General features: G+C 66.6%; 25 protein-coding genes. 14 read left to right on the top strand and 11 right to left on the bottom strand.

Features of this window, described 5'->3' with window-relative positions:
• The first annotated feature begins 114 nt into the window (after positions 1–114).
• Complete coding sequence (locus tag PKKP23_RS07545) at positions 115–390, top strand: DUF2866 domain-containing protein (RefSeq protein WP_411828962.1); 276 nt, start codon at positions 115–117, stop codon at positions 388–390.
• Positions 391–421: 31 nt separating this feature from the next.
• Here the strand turns inward: PKKP23_RS07545 and ftrA are convergent, their stop codons facing one another.
• Entirely contained in the window at positions 422–1,402 is a 981-nt protein-coding gene (gene ftrA / locus PKKP23_RS07550; RefSeq protein WP_126876429.1) for a transcriptional regulator FtrA, read from the bottom strand.
• Positions 1,403–1,500: 98 nt separating this feature from the next.
• On the opposite strand from ftrA, the gene PKKP23_RS07555 reads away from it, so the two are divergent.
• The gene (locus tag PKKP23_RS07555; RefSeq protein ID WP_240658817.1) at positions 1,501–1,998 is read left to right on the top strand and encodes a rhodanese-like domain-containing protein; all 498 of its coding nucleotides are present in this window, start codon (positions 1,501–1,503) and stop codon (positions 1,996–1,998) included.
• On the opposite strand, the gene dapA is transcribed toward PKKP23_RS07555, so the two are convergent.
• Positions 1,952–2,809: a 4-hydroxy-tetrahydrodipicolinate synthase gene (dapA, locus tag PKKP23_RS07560; RefSeq protein WP_126876430.1), complete on the bottom strand. Its 858-nt coding sequence runs from the start codon at positions 2,807–2,809 to the stop codon at positions 1,952–1,954. The genes PKKP23_RS07555 and dapA overlap by 47 nt on opposite strands.
• 435 nt (positions 2,810–3,244) lie before the next feature.
• On the opposite strand from dapA, the gene PKKP23_RS07565 reads away from it, so the two are divergent.
• Positions 3,245–4,537 (top strand): aspartate carbamoyltransferase, encoded by a 1,293-nt coding sequence (locus PKKP23_RS07565; RefSeq protein ID WP_026121984.1) that lies wholly within the window; start codon positions 3,245–3,247, stop codon positions 4,535–4,537.
• Positions 4,538–4,577: 40 nt separating this feature from the next.
• Here PKKP23_RS07565 and PKKP23_RS07570 read toward each other — a convergent pair whose 3' ends face one another.
• The 3 genes from PKKP23_RS07570 to PKKP23_RS07580 form a co-directional block, all read right to left on the bottom strand.
• On the bottom strand, positions 4,578–4,892 hold the full coding sequence (locus PKKP23_RS07570; RefSeq protein ID WP_126876431.1) for a DUF4148 domain-containing protein: 315 nt from the start codon (positions 4,890–4,892) through the stop codon (positions 4,578–4,580).
• A 298-nt stretch (positions 4,893–5,190) separates the two neighbouring features.
• A complete protein-coding gene (locus PKKP23_RS07575; protein ID WP_017777483.1) occupies positions 5,191–5,505 on the bottom strand; it encodes a DUF4148 domain-containing protein in 315 nt (104 codons plus the stop codon).
• A 185-nt stretch (positions 5,506–5,690) separates the two neighbouring features.
• Positions 5,691–6,227 (bottom strand): carboxymuconolactone decarboxylase family protein, encoded by a 537-nt coding sequence (locus PKKP23_RS07580; RefSeq protein ID WP_017777482.1) that lies wholly within the window; start codon positions 6,225–6,227, stop codon positions 5,691–5,693.
• Positions 6,228–6,342: 115 nt separating this feature from the next.
• Here PKKP23_RS07580 and PKKP23_RS07585 point away from each other — a divergent pair, with 115 nt between their 5' ends.
• From PKKP23_RS07585 to PKKP23_RS07600, 4 genes are all read left to right on the top strand, one after another.
• The gene (locus PKKP23_RS07585; RefSeq protein WP_126876432.1) at positions 6,343–7,320 is read left to right on the top strand and encodes a cupin domain-containing protein; all 978 of its coding nucleotides are present in this window, start codon (positions 6,343–6,345) and stop codon (positions 7,318–7,320) included.
• Positions 7,321–7,658: 338 nt separating this feature from the next.
• Positions 7,659–8,438: a (2Fe-2S)-binding protein gene (locus PKKP23_RS07590; protein WP_126876433.1), complete on the top strand. Its 780-nt coding sequence runs from the start codon at positions 7,659–7,661 to the stop codon at positions 8,436–8,438.
• Between the two features lie 47 nt (positions 8,439–8,485).
• A complete protein-coding gene (locus PKKP23_RS07595) occupies positions 8,486–9,487 on the top strand; it encodes an FAD binding domain-containing protein (RefSeq protein ID WP_126876434.1) in 1,002 nt (333 codons plus the stop codon).
• Positions 9,484–11,709 carry a xanthine dehydrogenase family protein molybdopterin-binding subunit gene (locus PKKP23_RS07600; RefSeq protein ID WP_126876435.1) on the top strand — a complete coding sequence of 742 codons (2,226 nt, stop codon included), beginning with the start codon at positions 9,484–9,486 and terminating at the stop codon, positions 11,707–11,709. Before PKKP23_RS07595 ends, PKKP23_RS07600 begins: the two co-directional genes overlap by 4 nt.
• A 45-nt stretch (positions 11,710–11,754) precedes the next feature.
• Here PKKP23_RS07600 and PKKP23_RS07605 read toward each other — a convergent pair whose 3' ends face one another.
• From PKKP23_RS07605 to PKKP23_RS07615, 3 genes are all read right to left on the bottom strand, one after another.
• Positions 11,755–13,092 (bottom strand): MFS transporter, encoded by a 1,338-nt coding sequence (locus PKKP23_RS07605; RefSeq protein WP_126876436.1) that lies wholly within the window; start codon positions 13,090–13,092, stop codon positions 11,755–11,757.
• On the bottom strand, positions 13,089–14,306 hold the full coding sequence (locus PKKP23_RS07610; RefSeq protein WP_126876437.1) for a YbfB/YjiJ family MFS transporter: 1,218 nt from the start codon (positions 14,304–14,306) through the stop codon (positions 13,089–13,091). Before PKKP23_RS07610 ends, PKKP23_RS07605 begins: the two co-directional genes overlap by 4 nt.
• Before the next feature lie 197 nt (positions 14,307–14,503).
• Positions 14,504–15,430, bottom strand: coding sequence for a LysR family transcriptional regulator (locus PKKP23_RS07615; RefSeq protein ID WP_126876438.1), 927 nt, complete (start codon positions 15,428–15,430; stop codon positions 14,504–14,506).
• Positions 15,431–15,697: 267 nt separating this feature from the next.
• Here PKKP23_RS07615 and fabV point away from each other — a divergent pair, with 267 nt between their 5' ends.
• Positions 15,698–16,924, top strand: coding sequence for an enoyl-ACP reductase FabV (fabV, locus tag PKKP23_RS07620; protein ID WP_126876439.1), 1,227 nt, complete (start codon positions 15,698–15,700; stop codon positions 16,922–16,924).
• Between the two features lie 145 nt (positions 16,925–17,069).
• Here fabV and PKKP23_RS07625 read toward each other — a convergent pair whose 3' ends face one another.
• Complete coding sequence (locus PKKP23_RS07625; protein WP_126876440.1) at positions 17,070–17,528, bottom strand: hypothetical protein; 459 nt, start codon at positions 17,526–17,528, stop codon at positions 17,070–17,072.
• Between the two features lie 163 nt (positions 17,529–17,691).
• Here PKKP23_RS07625 and PKKP23_RS34295 point away from each other — a divergent pair, with 163 nt between their 5' ends.
• From PKKP23_RS34295 to PKKP23_RS07655, 6 genes are all read left to right on the top strand, one after another.
• The gene (locus tag PKKP23_RS34295; protein ID WP_176048889.1) at positions 17,692–17,985 is read left to right on the top strand and encodes a hypothetical protein; all 294 of its coding nucleotides are present in this window, start codon (positions 17,692–17,694) and stop codon (positions 17,983–17,985) included.
• Positions 17,986–18,129: 144 nt separating this feature from the next.
• A complete protein-coding gene (locus PKKP23_RS07635) occupies positions 18,130–18,720 on the top strand; it encodes a nucleotidyltransferase family protein (protein ID WP_126876441.1) in 591 nt (196 codons plus the stop codon).
• A 213-nt stretch (positions 18,721–18,933) separates the two neighbouring features.
• Positions 18,934–19,656, top strand: a complete 723-nt coding sequence (locus tag PKKP23_RS07640; RefSeq protein ID WP_126876442.1) for a PIG-L deacetylase family protein — start codon at positions 18,934–18,936, stop codon at positions 19,654–19,656.
• Positions 19,657–19,804: 148 nt separating this feature from the next.
• Entirely contained in the window at positions 19,805–20,044 is a 240-nt protein-coding gene (locus PKKP23_RS34060) for a hypothetical protein (protein WP_168724538.1), read from the top strand.
• 212 nt (positions 20,045–20,256) lie between these two features.
• Positions 20,257–21,807, top strand: coding sequence for a methyl-accepting chemotaxis protein (locus tag PKKP23_RS07650; RefSeq protein ID WP_017777468.1), 1,551 nt, complete (start codon positions 20,257–20,259; stop codon positions 21,805–21,807).
• A 351-nt stretch (positions 21,808–22,158) separates the two neighbouring features.
• A complete protein-coding gene (locus PKKP23_RS07655; protein WP_126876444.1) occupies positions 22,159–23,904 on the top strand; it encodes a peptidoglycan D,D-transpeptidase FtsI family protein in 1,746 nt (581 codons plus the stop codon).
• Between the two features lie 86 nt (positions 23,905–23,990).
• Here the strand turns inward: PKKP23_RS07655 and PKKP23_RS07660 are convergent, their stop codons facing one another.
• A complete protein-coding gene (locus PKKP23_RS07660) occupies positions 23,991–24,302 on the bottom strand; it encodes a hypothetical protein (protein ID WP_042301348.1) in 312 nt (103 codons plus the stop codon).
• A 14-nt stretch (positions 24,303–24,316) separates the two neighbouring features.
• On the bottom strand, positions 24,317–25,273 hold the full coding sequence (locus PKKP23_RS07665) for a chemotaxis protein (RefSeq protein ID WP_017777465.1): 957 nt from the start codon (positions 25,271–25,273) through the stop codon (positions 24,317–24,319).
• Positions 25,274–25,329: the final 56 nt, after the last annotated feature.

Raw genomic sequence — 25,329 nt, forward strand, 5'->3', positions numbered from 1 at the left:
CTGCAACCATACGACCATCCCCTGTTCGGCCGCCAAAGCATCGGCGGCATTTTTTTGGGCTGTTGCAGCCTCACAGGGCGTGCCAGGGTCGCTGACACGTGGGGAGAAACCACAATGACCAGAAAAACAGTGCTGGACGAGAGCGCGGTGCTTCAACTGCTTCACACCATGCAGCGCGATACCGCAGTCAAGCCCGTGCAAAGCTGCAGGATATCGGCGCCGCAGCGTCATCCGTTCGGACGTTCGTACCGGCTTGTCGAATGGACACTGCCTGACGACGAAGACGCGAGACGGCAGGTCGTGCCCGCCGAAAGCAGCGCGCTGGATATCGCGCGCGTGGTCGCGTCCCATGTCCCGGGGCGGCGGGTTCTTCAGAACGGCGAAGCGTAACGTGGCGAACGTGGTCGCTGCCTGAATCCCGTCACGCCGCCGTACGGCGACCCGACGCGCCAACGCCGAACTTTCTGCGATATTGCGCCGGACTCGTCAGCGCAATGCGCCTGAAGTGACGGCGTAGCGACTCTTCCGAACCAAAGCCTGCGAGCTGCGCCACCTGCGCGATCGGCATCTCGCCGGATGCTTCGAGCAGTTCGCGCGCAATCGCCACTCGCTCGCGAATCAGCCACTCCACAGGCGCCTGGCCCGTGGCCTCGCGAAACTGGCGCTGCAGCGTGCGGGGGCTCATCGCGGCTCGTTCCGCGAGCGAGGCGAGCGTATGGGTCTGCGCCGCGTTCGTGCGCATCCAGTCCATCAGCTTCGCAAGACGACCGCCGTTGTCGGGCGGCATCGGTCTCGGCACGAACTGCGCCTGCCCGCCGTCGCGATGCGGCGGCACGACGAGGCGCTGCGCCACGCGATTCGCTACCGCCGGCCCGTAATCGCGGCGCACGAGATGCAGCAGCATGTCGAGCCCGGCCGCCGACCCCGCGGACGTCATCACCTCACCTTCATCGACATACAGCGCGTCGGGTTTCACACGCAGCTGCGGGTAGCGCTGCTGCAACTGCTGCGCGTAGCGCCAGTGCGTCGTGACGGTTTTGCCGTCCAGCACGCCGGCGGCCGCAAGCACGAACACACCCGAGCAGATCGAGCACAGACGCGCGCCGCGCCGCCAGGCGGCGTATAGCTTCTTCAGCAACGCGGGCGGCGGCAGTTCGGCGGCATCGCGCCAGCCCGGCACGACGATGGTTTGCGCACGGTCGAGCAACGCCAACGTGTGAGGCGCAGCGAGCGTGATGCCGCCTGCCGCGCGTATCGGTCCACGCTCCACGGCACACACCGCAAAGCGGTACCAGTCCACACCGAGTTCCGGGCGCTCGAGCGCGAACACCTCGGTGACGCAGCCGAATTCGAAGGTGCAGAGCCGGTCGTAGACCAGCGCGACGACGAGATGATCTGGCATGGCGCGATGTTACCGGAGATTGTCGATTGCGCCACTTACCTGCGCGGCGTCGCCATCGCACCATGTGGACTCCATCCCGATCAAAGAGGAGCCCCACCATGCCGCCCGAGTTTTCACGCAGCGCAACCAGCGCCCACGCAATCGATGCCAAGCCGGACGCGGCACCGAACGCCGTCACCGCCGTACCCGCGGCCCCGAGTGCCTCGGCCCTCGCGCATTTCGAATCGTCGCTGGGTTTCGAGACCGATTGCTGGGACGTCCACGATGCGCTCGCTTCCGGCACGCCCGACTTCGTGTTGCTCGACGTGCGCAGCCCTGCTCTCTACGCACGCGGCCATGTGCCCGGCGCAGTCAATCTGCCACACGGCAAGATCGTGGCGTCGAAGCTCGCGGGTTACGCCGCGGACACGCTCTTCGTCACCTACTGCGCCGGCCCGCATTGCAACGGCGCCGCGCGTGGCGCCATCCGTCTCGCCCGACTCGGCCGGCCGGTGAAGGTCATGATCGGCGGCCTCACCGGCTGGCTCGACGAGAGCTTCGCGCTCGACGCTACGCCGCCAGCAGCGTCTCCAGCTGACGCTGCAACGACGGGCTGACCGGCGTCATCGGCGCGCGCAGCTCGTTGCGCATGACACCGAGCGCGGCGAGCGCCGCCTTCACGGGCGCCGGGTTGGGTTCTGCGAAGAGTGCGCGCACGAGCGGCACGAGCTCGTGCCACAGCGCGCGTCCTTCGTCGAGGCGCCCCTCGGCAAGCGCGCGATACATCGCCACGAAGCGCTCCGGCTGCACGTGCGCAGACGCCGTAATGCCGCCGCTGCCGCCCATGCACAGCGTGCCGAACAGATTCAGGTCCTCGCCGCACAGCACCTGGAGCCGGCCATCCAGAATCAGCGCCAGCGTCGTTTCGAGCGACCCGGAGCAATCCTTCACGCCTACGATGCGCGGATGTTCCGCGAGCGTAAGCAGCGTCGGCAGATCGATACGCACGCCCGTGCGCTGTGGAATGTCGTAGAGCAGGATCGGCTTCGCGCTCGCCTCGGCGAGTGTGGAGAAATAATCGATGAGCCCGGCCTGCGACGGCCGCACGTAGTACGGCGCGCTGATGAGCAGCCCCGCAATGGGCTTCTCGTTGAGCATCGCAATCTGCTCGCGCACGCTTGCCACCTGATTGCCGCTCACGCCGGCCACCACGGGCAGTGGGCCTGCGGCACGCAGGATCGTGGCGAGCACGGCGGCCTGTTCGGCTGCATCGAGCGCGGCCGGCTCGCCCGTCGTGCCCAGCGCGACAAAGCCCGCTACCCCGGCCTGCGCCTGGCGGCGAACCATCGCGGCAAGTGCCTCGTGATCCACGGCCCCATGGGCGAACGGCGTGACGACAGGAATCCAGATACCCGAAAAAATCGACATGACATACCTCGAATGCGACCGTATGGAAGATCCGCAGAGCGGTGCGCGGCGAGGCTGGTGAAGACCCGGGGACTACAGAAACGGCGGGGGATATTGCGGGGCCGGGGGCTGCCAACTGTTCCGTCGCACATCTGACGGAACAGCAGGCTCCGGTCAGATGAGCAGCTGTTTTTTGGCTTTCGAGCCGGCGAACATGCACGCCACCGCGGCCCGCGCGGCGAGACCGGCGGACTGGAACACACGATGTTGGAAAAAGGCGGCGGAATGCATGGGCGGCAGTTTAACCGGTTTTGGACGGCGGTGGCGCCCGCGGCGGAAAGACGAAGCCGTGCGCAGGCGCAAGCTCGGGCCAAATCCGCTTGACTTCCACAGGCGACGAACTAATATACGCACCGCGTATAGATTCCTTTCGCCGACCAACCGCACGGTGCCACCATGAGCGTCCCCCAACAAGCCTTCCTTCGCGACGCCATGCGGCGTCTGAACATGACCCGCGACTCCTTCGCAAGCCGCATCGGCGTGTCCCGCCGGGCGCTGGACACATGGCTTCTGCCCGACGATTCGCAGGAATCGCGCGGCATGCCCGAAATCGTGGAGCGCTTCGTTTCCGAGATCGTGGTCAATGCCGAGCCCGGCGAAGGCTATACGCAAAGCGTAGATTCACAGTCGCTTGCCAGCCAGATGCTGTTCGAAGGCAAGCCCCAACTGCTTTCCGTCGACCAGTTCTCGCGCGACGCCGTAGAAGCGCTCTTTCGCGTCGCCGACATCATGCAGCCCATCGCCCAGCGCCGGAAAATCTCGCGCGTGCTGGAAGGCGCCGTGCTGGGCAATCTGTTCTTCGAGGCCAGCACGCGCACGCGCGTGAGCTTCGGCGCGGCGTTCTGCCGGCTCGGGGGATCGGTATGCGACACGACGGGCTTCACGTTCTCGTCGATGGCGAAAGGCGAATCCATCTACGATACGAGCCGCGTGATGAGCGGCTACGTCGACGCGATGGTGATTCGTCATCCTGAACAAGGCTCCGTGGCCGAATTCGCGCGCGCCACCAACATTCCCGTCATCAACGGCGGCGACGGCCCCGGCGAACATCCGAGCCAGGCCCTGCTCGACCTCTACACCATCCAGCGCGAATTCTCGCGGCTCGGCAAGATCGTGGACGGTGCGCACATCGCACTCGTAGGCGATCTCAAGTACGGCCGCACGGTGCATTCGCTCGTGAAACTGCTTGCGCTGTATCGCGGCATCAAGTTCACGCTGATCTCGCCGCCCACGCTCGAAATGCCCAGCTACATCATCGAGCAGATCTCGCGTAACGATCATGTGGTGGAACAGACGCACGCGCTCGCGGAAGGCCTGCGCGGCGCCGACGTGGTGTACGCCACGCGCATCCAGAAAGAACGCTTCGCGGACGAATCGTTCGAAGGCTACACGCCCGAATTCCAGATCAACCAGGCGCTCGTCGATGCCGTCTGCGGGCCGGACACGCTGATCATGCACCCGCTGCCGCGCGACAGCCGGCCGGGCGCCAACGATCTCTCAACCGACCTCAACCACGACTCGCGTCTCGCCATCTTCCGGCAGACGGACAACGGCATTCCGGTGCGCATGGCGATCTTCGCAGTGCTGCTTGGCGTGGAAAAACTCGTCCAGCATTCGATGCGCGATGCCACGTGGAAACGGCCCGCATGGCTCGGGCCGGACGACGCGATCTTCCACGGCATCGACTGATGCGTGCCGCGGGGCGCATCGACGCGCCCCGCGCGCGCTTTTAGTGATGCAGGAAGATAGGCGCCGAGTACGACGACACTTGCCGCTCAGCGGGCTGACCCGATTGCGACGAACCCGCCACCGTGCCGCCATAGGCCTGCGCGTCACCGTTTTGCGCGGCTACACGTGCCTGCGCAGCCTGCAATTCCGACGGGTAATTGGTACGGTCGCCGGACGGGTTGTAGCCGGCCTTCTCCAGTTGCACCAGTTCGGCGCGAACCTGCGCACGCGTCACAGGCGCATTCGACTGCGCGAACGAAGCCACCGGCGCAGCGATAGCAAGGGCGATAACCACAGACTTGACGAGCGATTTCATGATGGACCTCCTAAGTTTGTTTGTCCGGCAAGCCCCAGACCACTGTTTGTCTGAAGCTGTTAGAGAGCAGTGTAGGAGTTGAGCCGCCCTAGTTAAACGGGCCGCGCCCGAAATCACTGTTTTGTCTGGCGAGATAATCGCGTCGCGCCTGCAAAACGACCGCCAAATAACTCCCCAAACGAAACAAGCCCGCCACTCCCCATTAACGGGAGTGGCGGGCTAGCGCCTTCAAAGCCAGAGCCTTCAAATACCGCTCAAATCACGCGCCAGCCCATTCATCCGGCCGGCGCTGCTTCCATCAATGACGCACGAAGATGGGCGCCGAGTACGACGACACTTGCACGTCGGTGCGCTGGCCCGATTGCGACGAACCCGCTACCGTGCCGCCATAAGCCTGCGCGTCACCGTTCTGCGCCGCGACGCGCGCTTGCGCTGCCTGCAGTCGCGCCGGATAGTCGACGCGGTCCGAAACCGGGTTGTAGCCCGCCTTTTCCAGTTGCACCAGTTCGGCGCGAAGCTGGGCGCGTGTTACGGGCGCATTCGACTGCGCAAACGAAGCCACCGGTGCAGCGACGGCAAGAGCGATAACCACGGACTTGATAAGCGATTTCATGATGAACCTCCAAAAGTTGTTTATCGGATAAGCCGCAGACCGTTGTTTGTCTGAAGCTGTTGGATGCCAGTGTAGGAGTTGCGCGGCCCGCGTTAAACGGGTCGCGCCTGAAATCACTGTTTTGGCGAGCCATACAATCGGCGCCCGCGTGCCGACACACCGACCTTATGCAACGTCACGCAACGTTATGCGACGGCCGGAAAATCGATGTCCGTGTCGTTCACGCGGTTAACCAGATTCGTGAACGTGATCGACGCGATCGCGAGATTGATCTCGATGACCTGGCGCTCCGTGTAGCCGGCGGCGCGAATCGCGTCCACCGCATCAGCCGGCACCGTACCGCGCGTGCCGACGAGCGTGCGCACGTACGTGACCAGCGCGTCGCGCTTCGCGTCGCCGGTTGCCGCGCCCGACCTCGCCTGCTTCATCTGTTCGGCCGAAAGCCCCGCGAGCTTGCCCATCAGCGTGTGTGCAGCGACACAGTAATCACAGCCCACGTGCTCGCTCACCACGAGCTTGATGACTTCGATATCGGACTTGCCGAGCGTGCTGGCGGCCACCGCGGCGTCGAACGCGAGCACAGCCGAAAGCGCTTCGGGGCTGTGCGTGCCGACCGTGGCGTAAGCGTTCGGCACCTTGCCGACGGCCTTCTTGATCTTCGCAAACACTTCGGCGGCGGCACCGGTGGCGGCTTCGGGGCGGATGCTGGTGAGACGGGTCATGATGTGCTCCTGAGTTGAGGGGTTAGCCATGTCGTATGGCATGGACGTCAGTGTAGGCACACACCGCGAGCCGTTTAATGCCACAATTGCGCAAATTCATGCTCAAACGTCTCACATGGAACTACTCGACCGACTCCTTTCGCTGATGCCCGTCGCCGGGCGACTCGACGTGCGCTGCCACTTCGGCTCCCCGTGGCGGCTGGACGAGCCACGCGCCGGCGAGTGGGAAATCCGCTATCACGTGCTGTTGCGTGGCGAGGCCATCGTCGAAATACCCGGCGCGCCACGCGGCGAATCCGCGGTGCGCATGAAGGCGGGCGACATCGTGCTGTTCCCGTCCGGCAGCGCGCACACCGTGCACGACGGCAGCGGCAAACGGGCACGCGCCGTGCGCGAGGAACAGGTTGACGGGTTGACCATCGCGACCAACGGCAGCACGCGTGGCGGTGCCGACCTGCTCTGCGGATGGTTCGTGTTGCCGGTCGTGCCGCAGCAGTTGCTACGCGATCACCTGCCGCAACGCCTCATCGTCAGCAGCATGACCGCGAGTGTCGAGCAGGACGAACGCGATACCGCCTTCGCGGCCAGTCGTCTTGCGCGTCTCGTCGAACTCATGCGCGAAGAAGCGTTCGAGCAGCGTCCCGGTTATGGAACGATCGTGAATCAACTCTCCGGTGCGCTGTTCGCGTTGACACTGCGCTGCGCGAGCGAATCTGCCGACGCCCCGCGCGGCCTGCTTGCACTCGCGCAGAGGCCGCGTCTGCAACCGGCCATTGCCGCGATGTTCGACGAGCCCGCCCAACCGTGGACCCTCCCCGCACTCGCCGCGCGCTGCCACATGTCGCGTGCGACGTTCGTGCGCCACTTCGAAGAAGCGTTGGGCCGTTCGCCCGCCGACGTGCTGACCGAAATCCGCATGACGCTGGCCGGCCGCAAGCTCGCGCAAACACGGCTTTCCGTGGCGGAGATCGGTGAAGCGGTGGGGTATCAGTCCGACGCCGCATTCCAGCGCGTATTCAAACGACACGTGGGCGTGACCCCGGCGCAATGGCGCGCGCAGGCGAAACGCGATGCGGTGAACGAAGGGGCGTAGCCGCGCAACAGCGCAAGCCGTCGATCGATCGCACACGCTACCCATCGACCCATCGCGTTCGAGCGTGCGGTAGCGAAATCCCGTAGCGAAATCGCAGGCCTTCGGCGTAACGTCGCTCACGCCCCTCCAAGCCCTTTTCTGTCGATCACGACAGCATGCCGACACCTGCGTGACAGCCTCGCGCCAGACCGCTGTCATATCGAACGAAAGTCGCGACATCTGCTTTACTTTGCCGCGTGTTGCGTGCAACGTGCGACGTTGATGCGCGGGCCTGCACCCTGCGCGCGGCACTGAAATTGCTGCCTCTGCACCCACCTTCATGGAGTGAGCAGAACGTCATGTCCAGCGATCGATTCACGACGACACCCACCCATGCCGAGACGCCTGATGACGAGGCGACGGCATCGACTCATCGGCCCCACGCTTCCGATGCCGACAGCGCGCCGCCCCCGGCCAATACGGCCCGCCGCCGCTTCCTGCAGTCCGCGGCGGCGGCCGCAACGATAGGCGCGGCGCCGCATCTGCGCGCGCAGGCGCCTCAGGTGGCGGCGCCCTCTGCCGTGCCGCCATCGGTCTCGCCCACGCCCCAGCGCGCAGCCGTCCCGCCGCAGCCTGTGCGGCTCGACATCAACGGCCGCGAGTACACCTTGCAACTCGAACCGCGCGTCACGCTGCTCGATGCGCTGCGCGAATACGCCGGCCTCATGGGCACCAAGAAGGGCTGCGACCGCGGCCAATGCGGCGCATGCACCGTGCTCGCCAACGGACGCCGCATCAACGCGTGTCTCACGCTCGCCGTCATGCACGAAGGCGAACGCATCACCACCGTCGAAGGCCTCGCGAACAACGGTGTGCTGAGTCCCATGCAGCAGGCGTTCATCGAACATGACGCGTTTCAGTGCGGCTATTGCACGCCAGGCCAACTGTGCTCGGCCACGGCGCTTCTGAACGAGTTCTCCGCAGGCACCGCGAGCGCCGCCACCGACGACGTACGCACGCGTCCCGCGCAACTTTCCGACGACGAGATCCGTGAGCGCATGAGCGGCAACCTATGCCGCTGCGGCGCGTATCCGAACATCGTGGCCGCCGTGCGCGCTATGCATACGGCGAAGGCATAACCCACGCATCGATCCACGCAACAGACAACAGACAGGAGCGAGCCCACATGCAAGCGATCTCCTATGAACGCGCAACCGACGTCTCGAGCGCGGTGCGTGCCGCGCAGCAACCGGGCGCGGTGTTCATCGGCGGCGGCACGAATCTGCTGGACCTCATGAAAGGCGGCGCGGCGCATCCCGTCAAGCTCATCGACATCACGCGCATCAGCGGTCTCGATTCGATCGATACGCGACCGGGCGGCGCGCTGCGCATCGGCGCACTCGTACGTAACAGCGACGCCGCGAATCACGCGCTCGTTCGCACGCGCTATCCGTTGCTCTCGCAGGCGCTGCTCGCCGGTGCCTCGGCACAGTTGCGCAACATGGCGACGGTGGGCGGCAACCTCATGCAGCGCACGCGCTGCGCGTATTTCTACGATCCCGCGTTCGCCCAGTGCAACAAACGCAACCCGGGCAGCGGCTGCGCAGCGATGGGTGGCCACAACCGCATGCACGCCATACTCGGCGCGAGCCCGCAGTGCGTGGCCGTGAATCCGTCGGACATGAGCGTGGCGCTCGCGGCGCTCGATGCCGTCGTGCTCGTGAGCGGCCCGAGCGGCGAGCGGCAGATCCCGTTCGCCTCGTTTCATCGTCTGCCCGGCGACCGTCCCGATCTCGACACCACGCTCGAACCCGGCGAACTCATCACCGCGGTCGATCTTCCGCCGCCGCGCTTCGCCGACCACGCGCATTACCTCAAGGTCCGCGACCGCGCGAGCTACGCGTTCGCGCTCGTTTCGGTGGCGGCTGCGTTGCAGATGGACGGCCACACCGTGAAGGAAGCGCGCATCGCGCTGGGCGGTGTGGCGCACAAGCCGCTGCGCGCCACGGCAGCAGAGCAACGGCTCGCGGGCCAGCGCCTCACCGATGCCACGTTGCGCGACGCTGCTGCCCTCGCCCTGCGCGACGCCCGGCCGCTCGAGGGCAACGCCTTCAAGGTGCCGCTCGCGCAACGCGCCATCGTGCGCTGCGTGAAGCGCGCCGCAGGACAGATCGGAGACTTCGCATGAACAACCTGACCGGCCAGCCGCTCGATCGTATCGACGGCGTGCTCAAGGTGACGGGCGAGGCACGCTACGCCGCCGAGTTTCCCGAAGCGCGCCTCGCGCATGCGGTGCTCGTCACGAGCACGATTGCGTGCGGCAGCATCGCATCCATCGATGCGAGCCGAGCGCAGTCCATGCCTGGCGTGCTGCTCGTCATGACGCACGAAAACGCCATGCGTCTGCCCAACAGCGGGCGCTCGCCGTTGTCGCCGCCCGCGGGGCGCCGGCTCACGCTGCTGCAGGACGACCAGGTGCGCTACAGCAACGAGCCTGTCGCCGTGGTGGTGGCCGACACGCTCGAACGCGCAACGGACGCCGCGAACGCGCTACGCATCCAGTACCGCGCGAGCAACGCCGCGCTCGACTTCGATCGCGCCAAGGCTGCGGCCCACACGCCGCCTGACCAGCAGAACCGCCCGATGGCCACGCAGCGCGGCAACGTGGAGGCCGGTTTGCACGAAGGCGCCGCCGTGCTCGACGTGACCTACACCACGCCGATGCAGCACCACAATCCCATGGAGCCGCACGCCACGATGGCCCACTGGGACGGCCCGCAGCTCACGCTCTACGACTCGACGCAAGGCGTCTCGGGCGCGCGCACGGCGGTGGCCGCCGTGTTCGGCATCGCGCCCGACAACGTGCGCGTGATCTCGCCGTTCCTCGGCGGAGGCTTCGGCTGCAAAGGGTCGTCGTGGTCGCACGTTTCGTTGTGCGCGATGGCTGCAAAGCAGACGGGCCGCCCCGTGCGCCTTGCGCTCACGCGTCCGCAGATGTTCGGCCCCGTGGGCGGCCGTCCGCACACCGAGCAGCGCCTCATGCTCGCCGCGCGCCACGACGGCACGCTCACCGGCATGCGTCACGACACGCTCGCCAACACCTCGGCCTTCGAAGACTGGACCGAGATGTGCGGCCTCGCCACGCGCATTCTCTACGCCGTGCCGAACCAGGCCACCACGCACCGGCTCGTGCCGCTCAACGTCGGCACGCCCACCTTCATGCGCGCGCCGGGCGAAACGCCGGGCTCGTTCGCGCTCGAATCCGCCATGGACGAACTCGCGTGGCGCCTGCGCATGGACCCCGTCGCGCTGCGGCTCGCCAACTACGCCGAGGTCGATCCTCAGGATGGCAAACCATGGTCGAGCAAGGCGCTGCGCGAGTGCTATCGCGTGGGCGCGCAGCGCTTCGGCTGGTCGCGCCGCACGAGCACGCCGCGCTCCATGCGCCGCGGCGACACGCTGGTCGGGCTCGGCATGGCGACGGCGACGTATCCCGCGAATCGCAGCGAAGCATCGGCCATCGCGCGCATCCTGCCCGACGGCACGGCCATGGTGGCCTCGGGCACGCAGGACATCGGCACGGGCACCTACACGGTGATGACGCAGGTGGCCGCCGACGCGCTCGGCTTTCCCCCGCAGAACATCCGCTTCGCGCTGGGCGATTCGACCTTGCCGCGCGCGCCAGGGTCGGGCGGCTCCCAGTCGGCGGCCAGCGTCACGCCCGCGGTGCGCGAAGCAGCATTGCAGGCGCGCGCGAAGCTGATCGCCGCGGCCATTGCCGACAAGGGCTCGCCGCTCTTCGGCGCCGCGGCCGAAGACGTCACCGTGGAAGACGGCTGGGTGACGAGCCGCCGCGACAACTCGCGGCGCGATCCGGCCGCGGCCATCATCGCGCGGGCGGGCGGCCAGCCCATCGAGGCACAAAGCACCACGAAGCCTGGCGAAGAGAAAGCGCGCTACTCGTTCCACTCGTTCGGCGCCGTGTTTGCCGAAGTGCACGTGGATGCGGAACTCGGCACCATTCGCGTGGCGCGCATCGTGGGCGTCTACAGCGTGGGGCAGCTGCTCAACGCGAAGACCGCGCGCAGCCAGTTGATGGGCGGCATCGTGTGGGGCGTGGGCACCGCGCTCGAAGAAGGCACGCAACTCGACCTGCGCCATGGCCGCTTCACGAACGCGAACCTTGCGGAGTATCACGTGCCCGTGAACGCGGACATCCACGACATCGACATCACGTTCGTGGACGAAAACGACCAGCATTTCAATCCGCTCGGCATTCGCGGCATTGGCGAGATCGGCATTACGGGCGTGCCCGCTGCGATTGCCAATGCCGTCTATCACGCAACGGGTGTGCGGGTGCGCGATCTGCCGATCACGCTCGACAAGGTGATGGGTCCCGCGCAGGCGTGAGCAGCGCCGTCCACCGCAGCGGCGCGCCGAACGCCGCCGCGCACGTCAAGGCTTGCGCGCCCAGTGCGCAAGCCCCGCACAGAGCATGAGCAGCGAGCCCGTGACGAAGAACACCGCGTGCAATCCGAACAGCACGCCAATCTGCCCGCCGATCAGCGGGCCCGCCACCTGCCCGCTGAACTGCGCCGATTGCAGGTAACCGAGCATCTGGCCGGTGCTGCGTTCGTCCACGGCGTGCCGGGCGAGCTTGGCGATGGCGGGCAGCAGCCCCGCCAGCGTCATGCCCATCAGCACGCGCAGCGCCGCAAGCTGCCACCACTCCGTGACGAACGCCTGCGGAATCATGACGAGCGCTGTCGCCATGAGACAACCGACGATCACGTTCCAGCTGCCGATGCGATCCGCGAGCGCGCCGAGGCGCGCCGCCGTCAACATGCTGCCGAGTGCCGAGCACGCCATGACGACGCCCGCCACGCGCGTCAGCCGATCCGCCGCGACGCCGAGCCCGCCGATATAGACCGTGATGATGGGCTCGATCGACATGTTCGCGAGCAACACCATCATCGCCGTGACAAGCAGCGCGGCGATCACCGCGTAGTTGGCGCGATGCGGCAAGCGCGTGCCGTTGCGCCCGTCAACGGCCGGGCGCGATGTCGCCCGTGATGCCCGCGCCCCCGCATCGCCGCGCTGAAAATCTTCCTTCACGACAAAGATCGTAAGCAAAGCAGCCACGGCGATCATCGCGCCGCCCGCGAAGAAGGTGCCGCGAATGCCGATCCAGCCCGGCAGCAGCCCGCCCACAAGCGGCCCGATCAGATTGCCCGCGAGCGCGCCGGTCGACAGCACACCGAGCGCCCAGCCTGCGCGTTCGCGCGGCGCCTGGGTGCCCACCATTACCGTGGACGCCGATGCATAACCGCCCACCAGCCCCGCGACGAGGCGCAGCGCCACGAGCTGATGCACCGTGTGAGCCACGCCGATCAGCGACATCACCACCGCCATGCCGATAGCGGCGCGCACCAGCATCGGCTTGCGTCCGTAGCGGTCGGCCAGCCGGCCCCACAGCGGCGACGTCACCGCCGTGCCCAGAAACGTGGCGCCAAACGCCACGCCGGACCACTGGATCACCGCAGCCTGCGAGCTCACGCCGAGTTGCCGCACATAGAGCGGCAGAAACGGCAGCAACATGCTGAGGCTCACGAGCGTGGTGAACGAGCCGAACACGCAGACGGCCAGGTTGCGCCGCCAGTAGCGCTCGTTGCGCCCGGCATAGCTGCCAGGGGCTGACGCGTGCACGTCCGCTGTTACGTCGGCTACGGCGGTGACATCATCAGCCGTCGCGGCCGCTTCCACCGTTCCGTCCACGTCGGCGGGCCGGCTCATTTCGCCTTCTCTGTCACGATCAGATCGAGTGCCAGCGCGAGCACCAGAGCGACCGCGCCGATGGCGAACAGCATCGCGTAACCGCCGCCCGTTCGGGAAAACAGGAACGACAGTCCATACGCGGCCACCGCCTGCATCACGGCGAAGCTCGTGGTCGCCTTGCTCCATGCGCCTTTCTGCGCCGCGGGGTGATGCGCGAGCATTTCGTTCACGCGGCCCAGCACGATCGGCACGATGCCGGGCGCGAAGGCGCCCATCACCACGCTCGAGATCATCAACGGCACGGGGCCGAGCCCCAGCAGCGGCAGCGCCACCGCGATCATCTGCACCCCGTATGCGATGCGCAGCGCCCGCGCAAAGCCCGCCCGGTCGGCGAGATGACCGCTCACCAGCGGACCCACCATCGCGCCAAGGCCATACAGCACCCAGTACTGTGCGCCGCCGTCCACGCCCTTGCCGAGACCGCGCGCCACGTAGTCCACGAGGAAGATCATGTGCGGCACGAGACCCACCGCATTCAAGCCGTAACCCGCGTACAGCGCGCGCAGTCCGCGAACCGGTGGCGCCTTGTGCGCGGCGTGGGGGGTGTGCGTGGCGGTGGACGCGTGCACCGTCGGCTCCTCATGCGGCCAGCCGTTCCACGCGACAACGGTAAGCACGAGCGAGACCGCGGCGAGCCCGAGCCAGGTCTGCGTCAGACCTTGATGCAGCAACAGCGGCACGATGGTCCCCGAGGCTGCAATGCCAAGCCCGATGCCCGTGAAGATCGCCCCGCTCGTAAAGCCGCGCCGCGAAGGCGGTACGTGCGCGAGGATGGTGGGCGCGGCCATCACCATCAGCACGCCGCCCGACACACCCGACGCGAGCCGCCACAAGAAGAACCAGAGGAACGACACCGGCAGAGCACACGCGACGAACGCCACCGTGACGAGCGCCATCATCGCGCGCAGCACCCACGCGGCGGGAAACTGCTTCGCGAGAGCACGCGCCGCGAGTGCGCCCGCGAGATAACCGCCCAGGTTGGCCGCGCCCAGATACGCGGCCGTCGAAGCGTCGAACCAATGCGCACCGATGATGGCGGGCAACAGCGGCGTGTACGCGAAACGCGCGAGGCCAATGCCGACGAGACTCGCGCTCGCCCCGGCCACGGTGCCGCGCCAGAGATTGAAGGAGGCCGCGCCTGCGGCTCTGCCCTTGGTTGCTGCGTAATCCATCGTCGACTCCTTCCGGCCGGGGAGGGAGAAAGGTCCCGGCCTTCGCTGAAAGGCAGTCTAGATTGAATCGTTTTGCAACTGAATGACCTCGCCACGGAAGACATTCTTCCGCGCGGCGATCGAATCACCACCCTCACGCAAGACCCACGCAAGGCCCACGCAAGCCCGTGCAAGGCCCGCGCGAGGCAGGCCGCACGTTACCGGCGGTCGGTAATCCGCTGCCGCTGCGCGAACTGTTCGCGCAAACGGGGCGCCGCGAAGTCGACGAACGCACGCACCTTCGGCACCGAAAGCCGCCCTTGCGGCGTGATCAGATGCACCGGCAGCGGCGCATGCTCGTTGTCTTCGAGCACGATCTTCAGCGCCCCGCCGCGCACCGCCTCCGCCACGTGATACGAGAACACGCGCGTCACGCCGTGCCCCGCGCAGGCCGAGGCCACCGCCGCGCGCACCGTGTTGACGGTGAAGCACGGCGTGAACTGCACGACGAAAGGCACCGTGGAGCGCCCCGCAGGCGGGAAGCTCCACGAGTCGAGGCCGAAATGCGTCATGGCGATGATGCGATGGCCCGCAAGATCGGCGGGCTGCGTGATGGGCGGATGCCCGCCCAGATAGTGCGGTGCGGCGGCCACCACGCGCCGCACTTCGCCCACGGGAATGGCGATCAGCGACGAGTCCGGCAGATGCGCGATGCGCAGCGCCACGTCCACGCCTTCGTCGATGAGACTCACGGGACGGTCCAGCAACTGCAGGCGCACGGTGACATCGGGATGGAGCGCCATGAACGCTTCGAGCACGGGCTGCAATAGCTCCTCGCCCGCGGCCACGGGCGCCGTGACCGTGAGCAGGCCGCGCGGGGCCGCGGCCTCGCCGGCAACGAGCAGGTCGGCCTCTTCGAGATCCGTGAGAATGCGTCGGCACGCGCCCGCATAGCGTTCGCCGGCTTCGCTCAGCCTCAGCGTGCGCGTCGTGCGGTGCAGCAGCGCTGTGCCCGTGTGCTCTTCGAGGAATGCGACGGCACGACTCACGGCGGCGGGCGAGCGTCCGAGGCGCCGGCCCGCGCCCGCGAGGCTGCCTTCGTCCACCGCCGCAACGAACACCCGCATGGCGTCGATTCTGTCCATTTAGCCTGTCGCTTTAGTCCGTCGGTTGGTCCGTCGGTTGGTCCGTCGGTTGGCCTGTCAGTTGGCCCATAAAAGCCTCACATCGAAGTTGCCGCAGTCTACCGCGCCATGCCCGAAGGCATCGTCCAGCCGGGCATGAGCACGCGCGTGCCGCCGGCAAGCGGCGTGCGGCAAGCGCGTGTCGCGTCCGCTTGCTGGCCGGCTCCTTTAAAATGCCGTCATTTTTTGCGTCCGCGGCCACGGCCCGCATCTCGACAAGGGGAGTACATGATCATCAAACCGCGCGTGCGCGGCTTCATCTGCGTCACGGCCCATCCCGCCGGCTGCGAAGCCAACGTCAAGGAGCAGATCGATTACGTGACGGCGCAAAGCCGTGACGGTGCTGCAGACGAGGTGGCGAACGGGCCGAAGAAAGTGCTCGTGATCGGCGCCTCCACGGGCTACGGGCTCGCCGCGCGCATCGTCGCCGCGTTCGCGTACGGGGCCGATACGCTCGGCGTGTTTTTCGAACGCCCCGGCAGCGCGAGCAAACCGGCCACGGCCGGCTGGTACAACAGCGCCGCGTTCGAAAAATTCGCGCGGCGAGCGGGCCGCTACGCGAAAAGCATCAACGGCGACGCGTTCTCCCACGCCTTGCGCGAGCAAACCATCGACGCCATTCGCCGCGATCTGGGCCAGGTCGATCTCGTCGTGTACAGCCTCGCGGCACCGCGGCGCACGCACCCAATCACCGGCGAGACCTTCGTCTCCACGCTCAAGCCCATCGGCAAGACCGTCACGCTGCGCGGCCTCGACACCGACAAGGAAACCATCGGCGAGACGGTGATCCAGCCCGCCACGCAGGCCGAGATCGACAACACGGTGGCCGTGATGGGCGGCGAAGACTGGCAGATGTGGATCGATGCGCTGAGCGAAGCCGGCGTGCTCGCCGACGGCGCGAAGACCACGGCGTTCACCTACCTCGGCGACACGCTCACGCACGACATCTACTGGAACGGCACCATCGGCGCCGCAAAGAAGGACCTGGACCGCAAGGTGCTCGACATACGCGCGAAGCTCGCCGCGCACGGCGGCGACGCGCGCGTGGCCGTGCTCAAGGCCGTGGTCACGCAGGCGAGTTCGGCCATTCCCGTGATGCCGCTGTATCTCGCGCTGCTGCTCAAGGTCATGAAGGAAAACGGCACGCACGAAGGCTGCATCGAGCAGGTGTATGGGCTCTATCGCGAGAGCCTCTACGGCGCCGCGCCGCATCTGGACGACGAAGGCCGCCTGCGGGCCGACTACAGGGAACTGGCGCCCGAGGTGCAGACGCGCATCGGCGACCTCTGGAATCACGTAACGAAAGAGAACCTCTACGAACTCACGGACTTCGCCGGCTACAAGCAGGAATTCCTGCGGCTCTTCGGCTTCGGCCTCGCGTCCGTGAACTACGACGCCGACGTGAATCCGGACGTGGCCATTCCGCATCTCGTCGATCTGACCGCGCAGGGATAAGGTCTTCGCACATTGCATCGCGTGGCATTGCATCGCGTCACGGCTTCCCGCTCGCAAAATGCCGTGACGCGATGCGAACCCGCGGAAGAAATTACAAACGGGCGCCTCCCATCAACGCCCGCTGCGCGCTCGACCCGCGCTGCCGCTACGGCTTCGAAACCGTCAGCGTGACGCGCGAAGCGCCCGCTGCCGCCGCCGTGATTTCCGTACGATCGCCCCGTGCGCCCAGGTAGAAGTGCTGGCGCGCGGGCGAGTTCTGGTCGTGCGTGGCATCGGGCAGACACGAGGCGATGTCGGCCCCCACGCCCTGCAACGCAGCCGCCGACGATCCCGCGTCGTGCGGCGTCCATTCGCATCGATACGCCGCGCGCGACGGCGTGCAGCGCGCGTCGTCGCCATAGGGTTGGGCGACGGCGCGTCCGTCGTCGGGACCGAGCGACTGGAAGCCCTGGGGCGCTGCCGCGACGATGCGTTTGAGCGCCGCGCAGGGGCTCGGCGTATCGTCCGCCCCGTCTGCCCGCGCGCTCGCGAGGGGAAGCGCGAGCCCCGCTGTCATCGTTGCCGCCAGGGTGGCGATGGCGGGCAAGAGGCGAAAACGTGTCATGACCGTTCCTCCATTGCATGCACGCAATGCTGCAAGCCGCGTGCCGGGCACGCTTCGTGCGAAGCGGCCAGTGGGTGCATCGCATGCGTGGCAACCCGCTATTGCAACTGCGCAACCCCAGCAATCCAACACTCAGCCACAGCAAGGACGCCCGGGAGGAACCATGACTACTCGCGTCTCGACAAGCTCGGTACTCGCCTGCGCGCTGCTCGCCACAGGGCTCGCGCTCAGCGTGTCGTCCCCTGCCCAGTCGCGCAAGCAGGAAGAAAGTGCCTGCAAGGGCGACGCATTTCACTTCTGTGCAGAGGACATTCCCAACAAGCAGAAGATCGCCCACTGCCTGCAATCGCACTACGACGAGTTGAAGCCCGCGTGCCAGGCCATGTTTTCGAAGCCTTCGCAACGGTCGCAACCGGCGCAGCCCGGGCGGAAGGGCGCCGATACGCAGTCCAGTTGAGCCCGCATGTGCCGAGGCACATCCGCACTCGGCCTATAAGCCATCGGGCCTCGCACCAGGCCTATAAGCGCCCGCCGGTCGCGACGCTTGCCTCACGACCGGTTGCGCCGCACAATCGGCCTCATTCCCCACCTGGCCGTTCTCATGCCTTCCTACGAATCGTTCGCGACCGGCGTGCTGCTTGCCGCCGGTACGGGCTCACGCTTCGATCCCGACGGTCTGCGCAACAAGCTGCTCGCGCCGCTGCCCGATGGCACGACGGTCGCGCACGCGGCGGCGCATCGTCTGCTGCTCGTCGTGCCTCAGGTCGTGGCGGTGGTTCGTCCTGGCGCAGACGCGCTCGCGCGCGTGCTCAACGAAGCGGGCTGCGACGTGATCTTCTCCCCCGCGGCCGAGCGCGGCATGGGCGCAAGCCTCGCCGCCGCTGTCGAGGCGACGGACGATGCGCAAGGCTGGGTCGTTGCCCTTGCCGACATGCCGTGGATCGCGGTCTCCACCGTTGAAGCCGTGGCGCGCGCCGTCGATCAGGGCGCGCCGCTCGCCGCGCCGTACTATCGCGGGCAGCGAGGCCACCCGGTGGGCTTCGGTGCCGCGCATCGCGAAGCGCTCGTGGCATTGGACGGCGACACCGGCGCACGCGCGCTCTTCTCGTCACAGGCCGTGACCCGCATCGAGGTGAACGACCCCGGCATCCTGCGCGACGTCGATACGCCGGCCGACCTCAAGGGCGAATGAAACGACAGACGACGCGTCGATGCGCCACGCTCGCGCGCAGGCACATCGCTTGCCCCACGTCGTTCAAGTCCCGCGAAAATGTCCTACGAAAGCAGCGTGCCATTGTCTAAGCTGATGTGACCGCCGCTCTCACCGGTCTTGCCGCCAGTCGTCGTTGTTGCGACGATGGTGACCCGCTGTCGCGCGCCACTGCCCGCTACCCTTCCGACGCCCATGAGCGAAACCAACCCGCGCCTCTTTGTCGTCTCCCCTCATTTCGACGATGCCGTGTTCGGATGCGGCGCCCTGCTCGCCACGCATCCCGATGCCGCCGTCTGCACCGTGTTCGCCGGTGCTCCCGAGCACGACCTGTCCACGCCCTGGGACAAGCAGTCCGGTTTCAGCGGCGCGCACGAAGCCATTCGCATGCGCGCGGCAGAAGACGACCGCGCGCTCGACTTGCTCGATGCGATTCCGGTCCGCATGCCGTTTCTCGATGCGCAGTACCTCGACTCGCCCACCGTGAGCACGCTCGCGGCCGCGCTGGAAGAGGTCATTTACGGGTCCACGGCCAATACGCTGCTGATGCCGCTCGGGCTTTTTCACAGCGACCACGCGCTCGTGTTCGCGGCGTGCTGCGAAGTGCTGCCGCGGCTCGCGCATCTCTCGTGGTTCGCCTATGAAGAAGCGATTTACCGGCGCCTGCCGGGCCTCGTGCAGGAACGCCTCGCAGATCTGCTCGAACGCGGCATTACTGCCACGCCCGCGCATCCCGCGCACGATCACACGCTCGACGAATCGCGCCAGGCGTTCGCCAAACGCGAAGCGGTACTCGCCTACGAAAGCCAGTTGCGCGCGCTGCCCAACGGTTACGACGACGTGTTCGCGCCCGAACGCTACTGGCAGCTCGATGCCATCCGGGCGCACGGCAAACGCGCGAGGAAGCCGGTGCGGTGAGCGACGCGCGGCGCACCGAAGTCCCTGCATCGCCGCGCGGTATCGCCTACGCTATGAAAGACGACGACCGGCGAGCGCCGGCTGCTTCCCGTGCACTTTCGAAGCACGCCGGCCTCGCTCCTTCCCGCGAGGTGAGTTGATGATCCGCATGCATACCGCCCCCATACCCGATCCGCTGGCGGACCCCACGCGCGACCCCGACAGCGAGCGCACATCGCCGCCCACGCCGGGCCATCACAACGACGAACCTCAGCGCCCCGAAGGGCCGCCCGAGAAAGATCCGGTCACGCGTCCGGGCGCACATCACGCACACGACAGATACGACGAATACGACGAATGTGCAGAACACGTTGCAGTGTCGTGCGACGCCCTCTCGCTCTGCGAATAGCAACGACACATCGCAAGGAATAGCAGGCGCTGCAAACAACGAGGGAGCACATTCGCATCGCAGGCAAGCGTGCGACAAACAGCCTGAGCATGAGGCTCGAAATTACGGGTTTCCCCTGCTGCGCTGCGGCATCCGCAGTGCCGTTATGGCAAGTAACCCCGCCAGGGACGCGCGTTGCCCGAGAGCGGCCTTACAAAGAATGAGCCCCCACCATGCACAAGCTAACCCTCAACCAGAAACTGGGTTCGATGATCGTCGTTCTGTGGATCGGTCTGATCCTGATCGGTGCGTCCGGCGCGTGGCAAAGCCGCACGTCGATGATCGCTGAACGACGCACCCAACTCGTCGCGCTCATCCAGCAAGCCAACGGCGTCATCAAACACTATTACGACCTCTCTCAGCAGCACGTGCTGAGCGAAGACGACGCGAAGAAACAGGCGCTCGCCGACATCGCCGCCATGCGCTACGGGGCGGACGGCTACATCTCCATCAACAATTCGCAGTCCGTCATGTTGATGCATCCCATCAAGCCTGAACTGGTCGGCAAGCAGATGGCGAACTTCACCGATCCGGCCGGCAATCACATGTTCACAGACATCGTGAATGCGGCCAGCAAGGAAGGCGGCGGCTTCGTCGATTACCTGTGGTCGAAGCCGGGTAGCCAGGAACCGGTGCCCAAGACGAGTTACGCGCTGCGCTTCGCGCCGTGGGACTGGATCGCCGTCACGGGCATGTACATGGACGACGTGCGCACGGCGTTCCTCGAAAGCCTCGCGCGCTGGCTCGCCATCACGGTGACGCTCGGCGCGGTGGCCACGGCCGTGATGGTGCTGGTGCTGCGCAGCGTGCGGCGCAGCCTGGGCGGCGAACTGGAAACCGCGCTGGAAACGGCGCACCGCATCGCGCAGGGCGACCTCACAGCGCACGTCACCGTGCAAGGCCGCGACGAGCGCAGCCTGCTGTTCGCACTGCGCGCCATGCAGGAGTCGCTCGTGAACACCGTGGGACGCGTGCGCAGCGGTGCCGAGAACATCAACGTGGGCGCCAACGAAATTGCGGCGGGCAACACCGACCTTTCGCAGCGCACCGAGGAACAGGCCGCCGCGCTCGTGCAGACCGCGTCGAGCATGGACCAGATGACCTCGAACGTGAAGCAGAACGCGGACAGCGCCACGCAGGCGGCAACGCTTGCGAGCGAAGCGGCGGAAATCGCCACGCGCGGCAGCCGCGTGGTGGACGACGTGGTGCGCACCATGGGCGAGATCACGCACAGCGCGCAGCAGATCGGCGACATCATCGGCGTGATCGACGGCATCGCATTCCAGACCAACATCCTCGCGTTGAACGCTGCGGTGGAAGCGGCACGCGCAGGCGAACAGGGCCGCGGCTTCGCGGTGGTCGCAGCGGAAGTGCGCAGCCTCGCGCAGCGCTCGGCCACGGCGGCGAAGGAAATCAAGGCACTCATCGAGAAATCGACAGACACCGTGGAAGGCGGCGCGGCGCTCGTTTCGAACGCGGGCTCGACGATGACGGAGATCGTGCAGTCGGTGAAGCGCGTGAACGAGATTCTCGAAGAGATCAGCCATGCCTCGCGCGAGCAGAGCGCGGGCATCGAGCAGGTGAACCGCGCCGTGGGCGAGATGGACCAGGTGACGCAGCAGAACGCGGCGCTCGTGGAACAGGCTGCCGCAGCGGCCCATTCGCTCAAGGACCAGGCAAGCGCGCTGCGCGACGCTATTGCGAGCTTCCAGTTGCCGGCTTGATCGCCACCATGCAGAGGCCGGCTTCGCTGGTCTCTGCAAAAAATGAAGACGCCGGCGCGTGCGCCGGGCGTCTTCGAAACCACGCCATGCCGGAATGGCGCACTCACTAGACGAGTGAGCGGCGCGGAATTTGAAAGGGTCGCGACACGGCCCGGGCGCGGTCTTTGTGCCTTCTCTGCGTGCTTTCTCTGCGCGCGTTGGTCCTTCCCCTGCAAACGCCGGCCCCGCGCTCATCGGGAGCGCAAATCATGTCGCGACGCCACGCTCCGGCCATCGCTTCACACGTTCATTACATTATGATTACGGCCTACCCACCCGCTTCGTGACGGCGACCGCTGTCCGCTCTCGTTCATGACCTACACGAAGAACCGGCAACGGCCTGCCGGCTATGCCCGCAACAGTGTTCACCCCGCGCTCGCGGCGCGCCTGCCCTCGTGGCGCTCGAAGTTCGTCGTGCTGCTCGCCTCCGCGGCCTTCGCCACACTCGCGGGCCGCGCGCTGTGGGTACAGGTCGCCAATCGCGAGTTCTACGTCGTGCAGGGCGAAAAGCGCTATCAACGCACGGTCGAACTGGATGCCACGCGCGGGCGCATCGTGGACCGCAACGGCGGTCTGCTCGCAGTGAGCCTTGCCACCTACGAAATGTGGGCCACCCCCAAGCTCGTGGACGAAGCGGCGTACGGTCCGCTCGCGGAATTGCTCGACATGCAGCTCGACGAGTTGCGCCGCCGCTTGCGCAGCGACCGCTCGTTCGTGCTGCTCAAACGCCAGGTGGATGCACAGACGGCGCAGCACATCGAGCGGCTCGCGCTCGCCGGCATCACGCAGATTGCGGATACGAAGCGCTTCTATCCCGAAGGCGAATCCGCGGCGCACGTGGTGGGCTTCACCGACATCGAAGACAAGGGACAAGAAGGCGTGGAGCTGGCGGCAAATGCGCAGCTTTCCGGCACGCCGGGGCACCGCGAAGTGATTCGCGACCGCCTGGGGCGCGTGGTCTTGGAAACGCGTCCGCCCGTGCCCGCACGCAACGGCGAGACCGTTCGTCTCACGGTCGACCGGCGCATTCAGCAACTGGCCTACGCGCAGCTGAAGACCGCGGTGGCGAAGCACAACGCGCATGCGGGCAGCGTGGTCGTGCTCGACGCGCACAACGGCGAGATTCTCGCGCTCGCCAACTGGCCGTCGTTCGATCCCAACGACCGCGCCCGGCTCACGGGCAGCCAGTTGCGCAACCGCGCGGTGGTGGACACGTTCGAGCCCGGCTCCACGATCAAGCCGCTCGTCGTCGCGCTCTCGCTGGACGAACGCAAGGTGCGTCCGCAGACCATCGTGGATACGTCGCCGGGCACCTGGCGCATCGGCCCCGCCGTGATTCACGACACGTCGAATCATGGCCGCGTGACGGTGGCCGAGGCGCTGCAGAAATCGAGCAATGTCGCGCTCGCGAAGCTCGCGCTGAACCTGCCGGCCGAAACCCTCTGGCGCAAGTATCAGGACTACGGCATCGGCCACCAGCCGGCGCTCGCGTTCCCGGGCGCCGCGTCGGGGCAGTTGCGGCCATACGCACGCTGGCGGCCCATCGAGCAGGCCACGATGGCCTACGGTTACGGCCTGTCGATGTCGCTGCTGCAGATCGCGCAGGTCTACACCGCGTATGCAGGCGACGGCACGCTGCACCCTGTGCGTCTCACGCAAAGCGCCCCGGCCACCGACGCAAACGGCGCACCCAACACCAGCGCACCCGCGCAGCCGCGCCGGGTGACGACACCCGCCACGGCGGCCGCGATCCGTTCAATGCTGGAGATGGCCACGGGCGACGGCGGCACCGGCCGCGCCGCGAACGTGCCGGGCTACCGCGTGGGCGGCAAGACCGGCACGGCGAGAAAGCACGTGGGCCAGGGCTATGCGAAGAACCGCTACCGCTCGCTCTTCGTCGGCATGGCGCCGATGAGTCGCCCGCGCGTGATCGTCGCCGTGATGATCGACGATCCCGCTGCCGGCCAGGGCTTCTACGGCGGCACGGTGGCGGGTCCCGTCTTCGCGGGCGTGACCGAAGGCACACTCAAGCTACTGGGCGTGCCGCCCGACGCCTGAAAACGGCGCCTGAAAACAACGCGGAAGCACCCGAGCCGAACCTGAGCGCTATCCGGCGTGCCGGCTTCGGCTCGCCGGAAAAGCCGTCAGCTTTCCTGGTGTTCGATCAGCATCCAGCCTTTTTTCGCATGGCCATCCACGGAACGGTCGAAGCCTGCGTTAAGCTTCCATTCCCACGTGGGCGCCGGCATTTCGCTGCCGTGCGCGGCAAGCGCCTCGATCTGCCGCTTCACCTGCTCGCGATTCGCCATGAAACGCGAGCCGGCATACACGACGTTGTAGAGCGGGACGAGCGAGTCGACCAGAAACACCCGAACGACTTTGCCGGGCGCAACCACGATTTCAGTGGTCGATCCGACCGAGATGGGAAAGCGGATGGAAAGAGAAGACGTCTGCATTTCAGGGTTCGTTTTTATGCCTCGGCCAGCGCATGGCGCATGGCATCGGCCAGTTCCGCGGCGGCAAACTTGGCGACGTAGCCGTTTGCGCCTACCTTCTTCACATGCTGTTCGTTCGCGCTGCCCGACAGCGACGAGTGGATGACCACGGGAATGGCGCGCAGCTCGTCGTCGGACTTGATCATGCGCGTGAGCGTGAAGCCGTCCATCTCGGGCATTTCGAGGTCCGTGAGCACGAGCGCGATCTCGTCGGAAACGCGGCTGCCCTGATCGCGCGCACGCTGCACGGCGCCCTGCAGGAACTCCCACGCCTCGCGGCCGCTCTTGGTCGTGACGTAGGACACGCCCATTTCATCGAGGCTTTGCTCGATCAGCTTGCGTGCCAGACCCGAATCGTCCGCGGCCAGCACCTTCGAACCGGGACGCAGCGTGATGCGGCCCGTCTCCTGCTCGGGCTGGGCGCCGTGGTCGGGCATTACGTCGCGCAGAATCTGCTCGACGTCGATCACCTGCGCGAGGCGGCTGTCGGGCGTATTGCCGTCCAGTCGCGCGAAGCCGGTCACGGCGCCGTTGCCGAGCGACGCATCGGCGGGAATGACGTGATTCCATTCCAGCCGCACGATGTCGTCCACCTCTTCCACCGCGAAACCCTGCGTGGTGCGGGCAAATTCGGTGACGAGGAGAATGCGCGGGCCACCCGCCGTGCGACAGCCGATGGTCTGCGCCAGGTCGATGACCGGCATGACCTGGCCGCGAATATCCACCACCCCCATCACTTCGGGACGTGAGCCCGCGAGGGCGGTAATGGGCGGCATCTCCACGATTTCCCGGACCTTGAACACGTTGATGCCGTACAGCTCGCGCTGGTCCGAGCCGGGCGCGCTGCCCAACCTGAACAGCAGCAGTTCGAACATGTTGTTGCCGGCCAATCTGACACGCTGCTCAATGTCCTGCTGGGCTTTGTCGATCATGCAGAACTCCTCTCTGTCTCTTTCCTCATAGGGGGCAAGAGGCATAACGGCAGACG

Origin of the sequence: Paraburkholderia kururiensis JCM 10599 = LMG 19447, from assembly GCF_003986935.1 — a bacterium.
Classification (GTDB): domain Bacteria; phylum Pseudomonadota; class Gammaproteobacteria; order Burkholderiales; family Burkholderiaceae; genus Paraburkholderia; species Paraburkholderia kururiensis.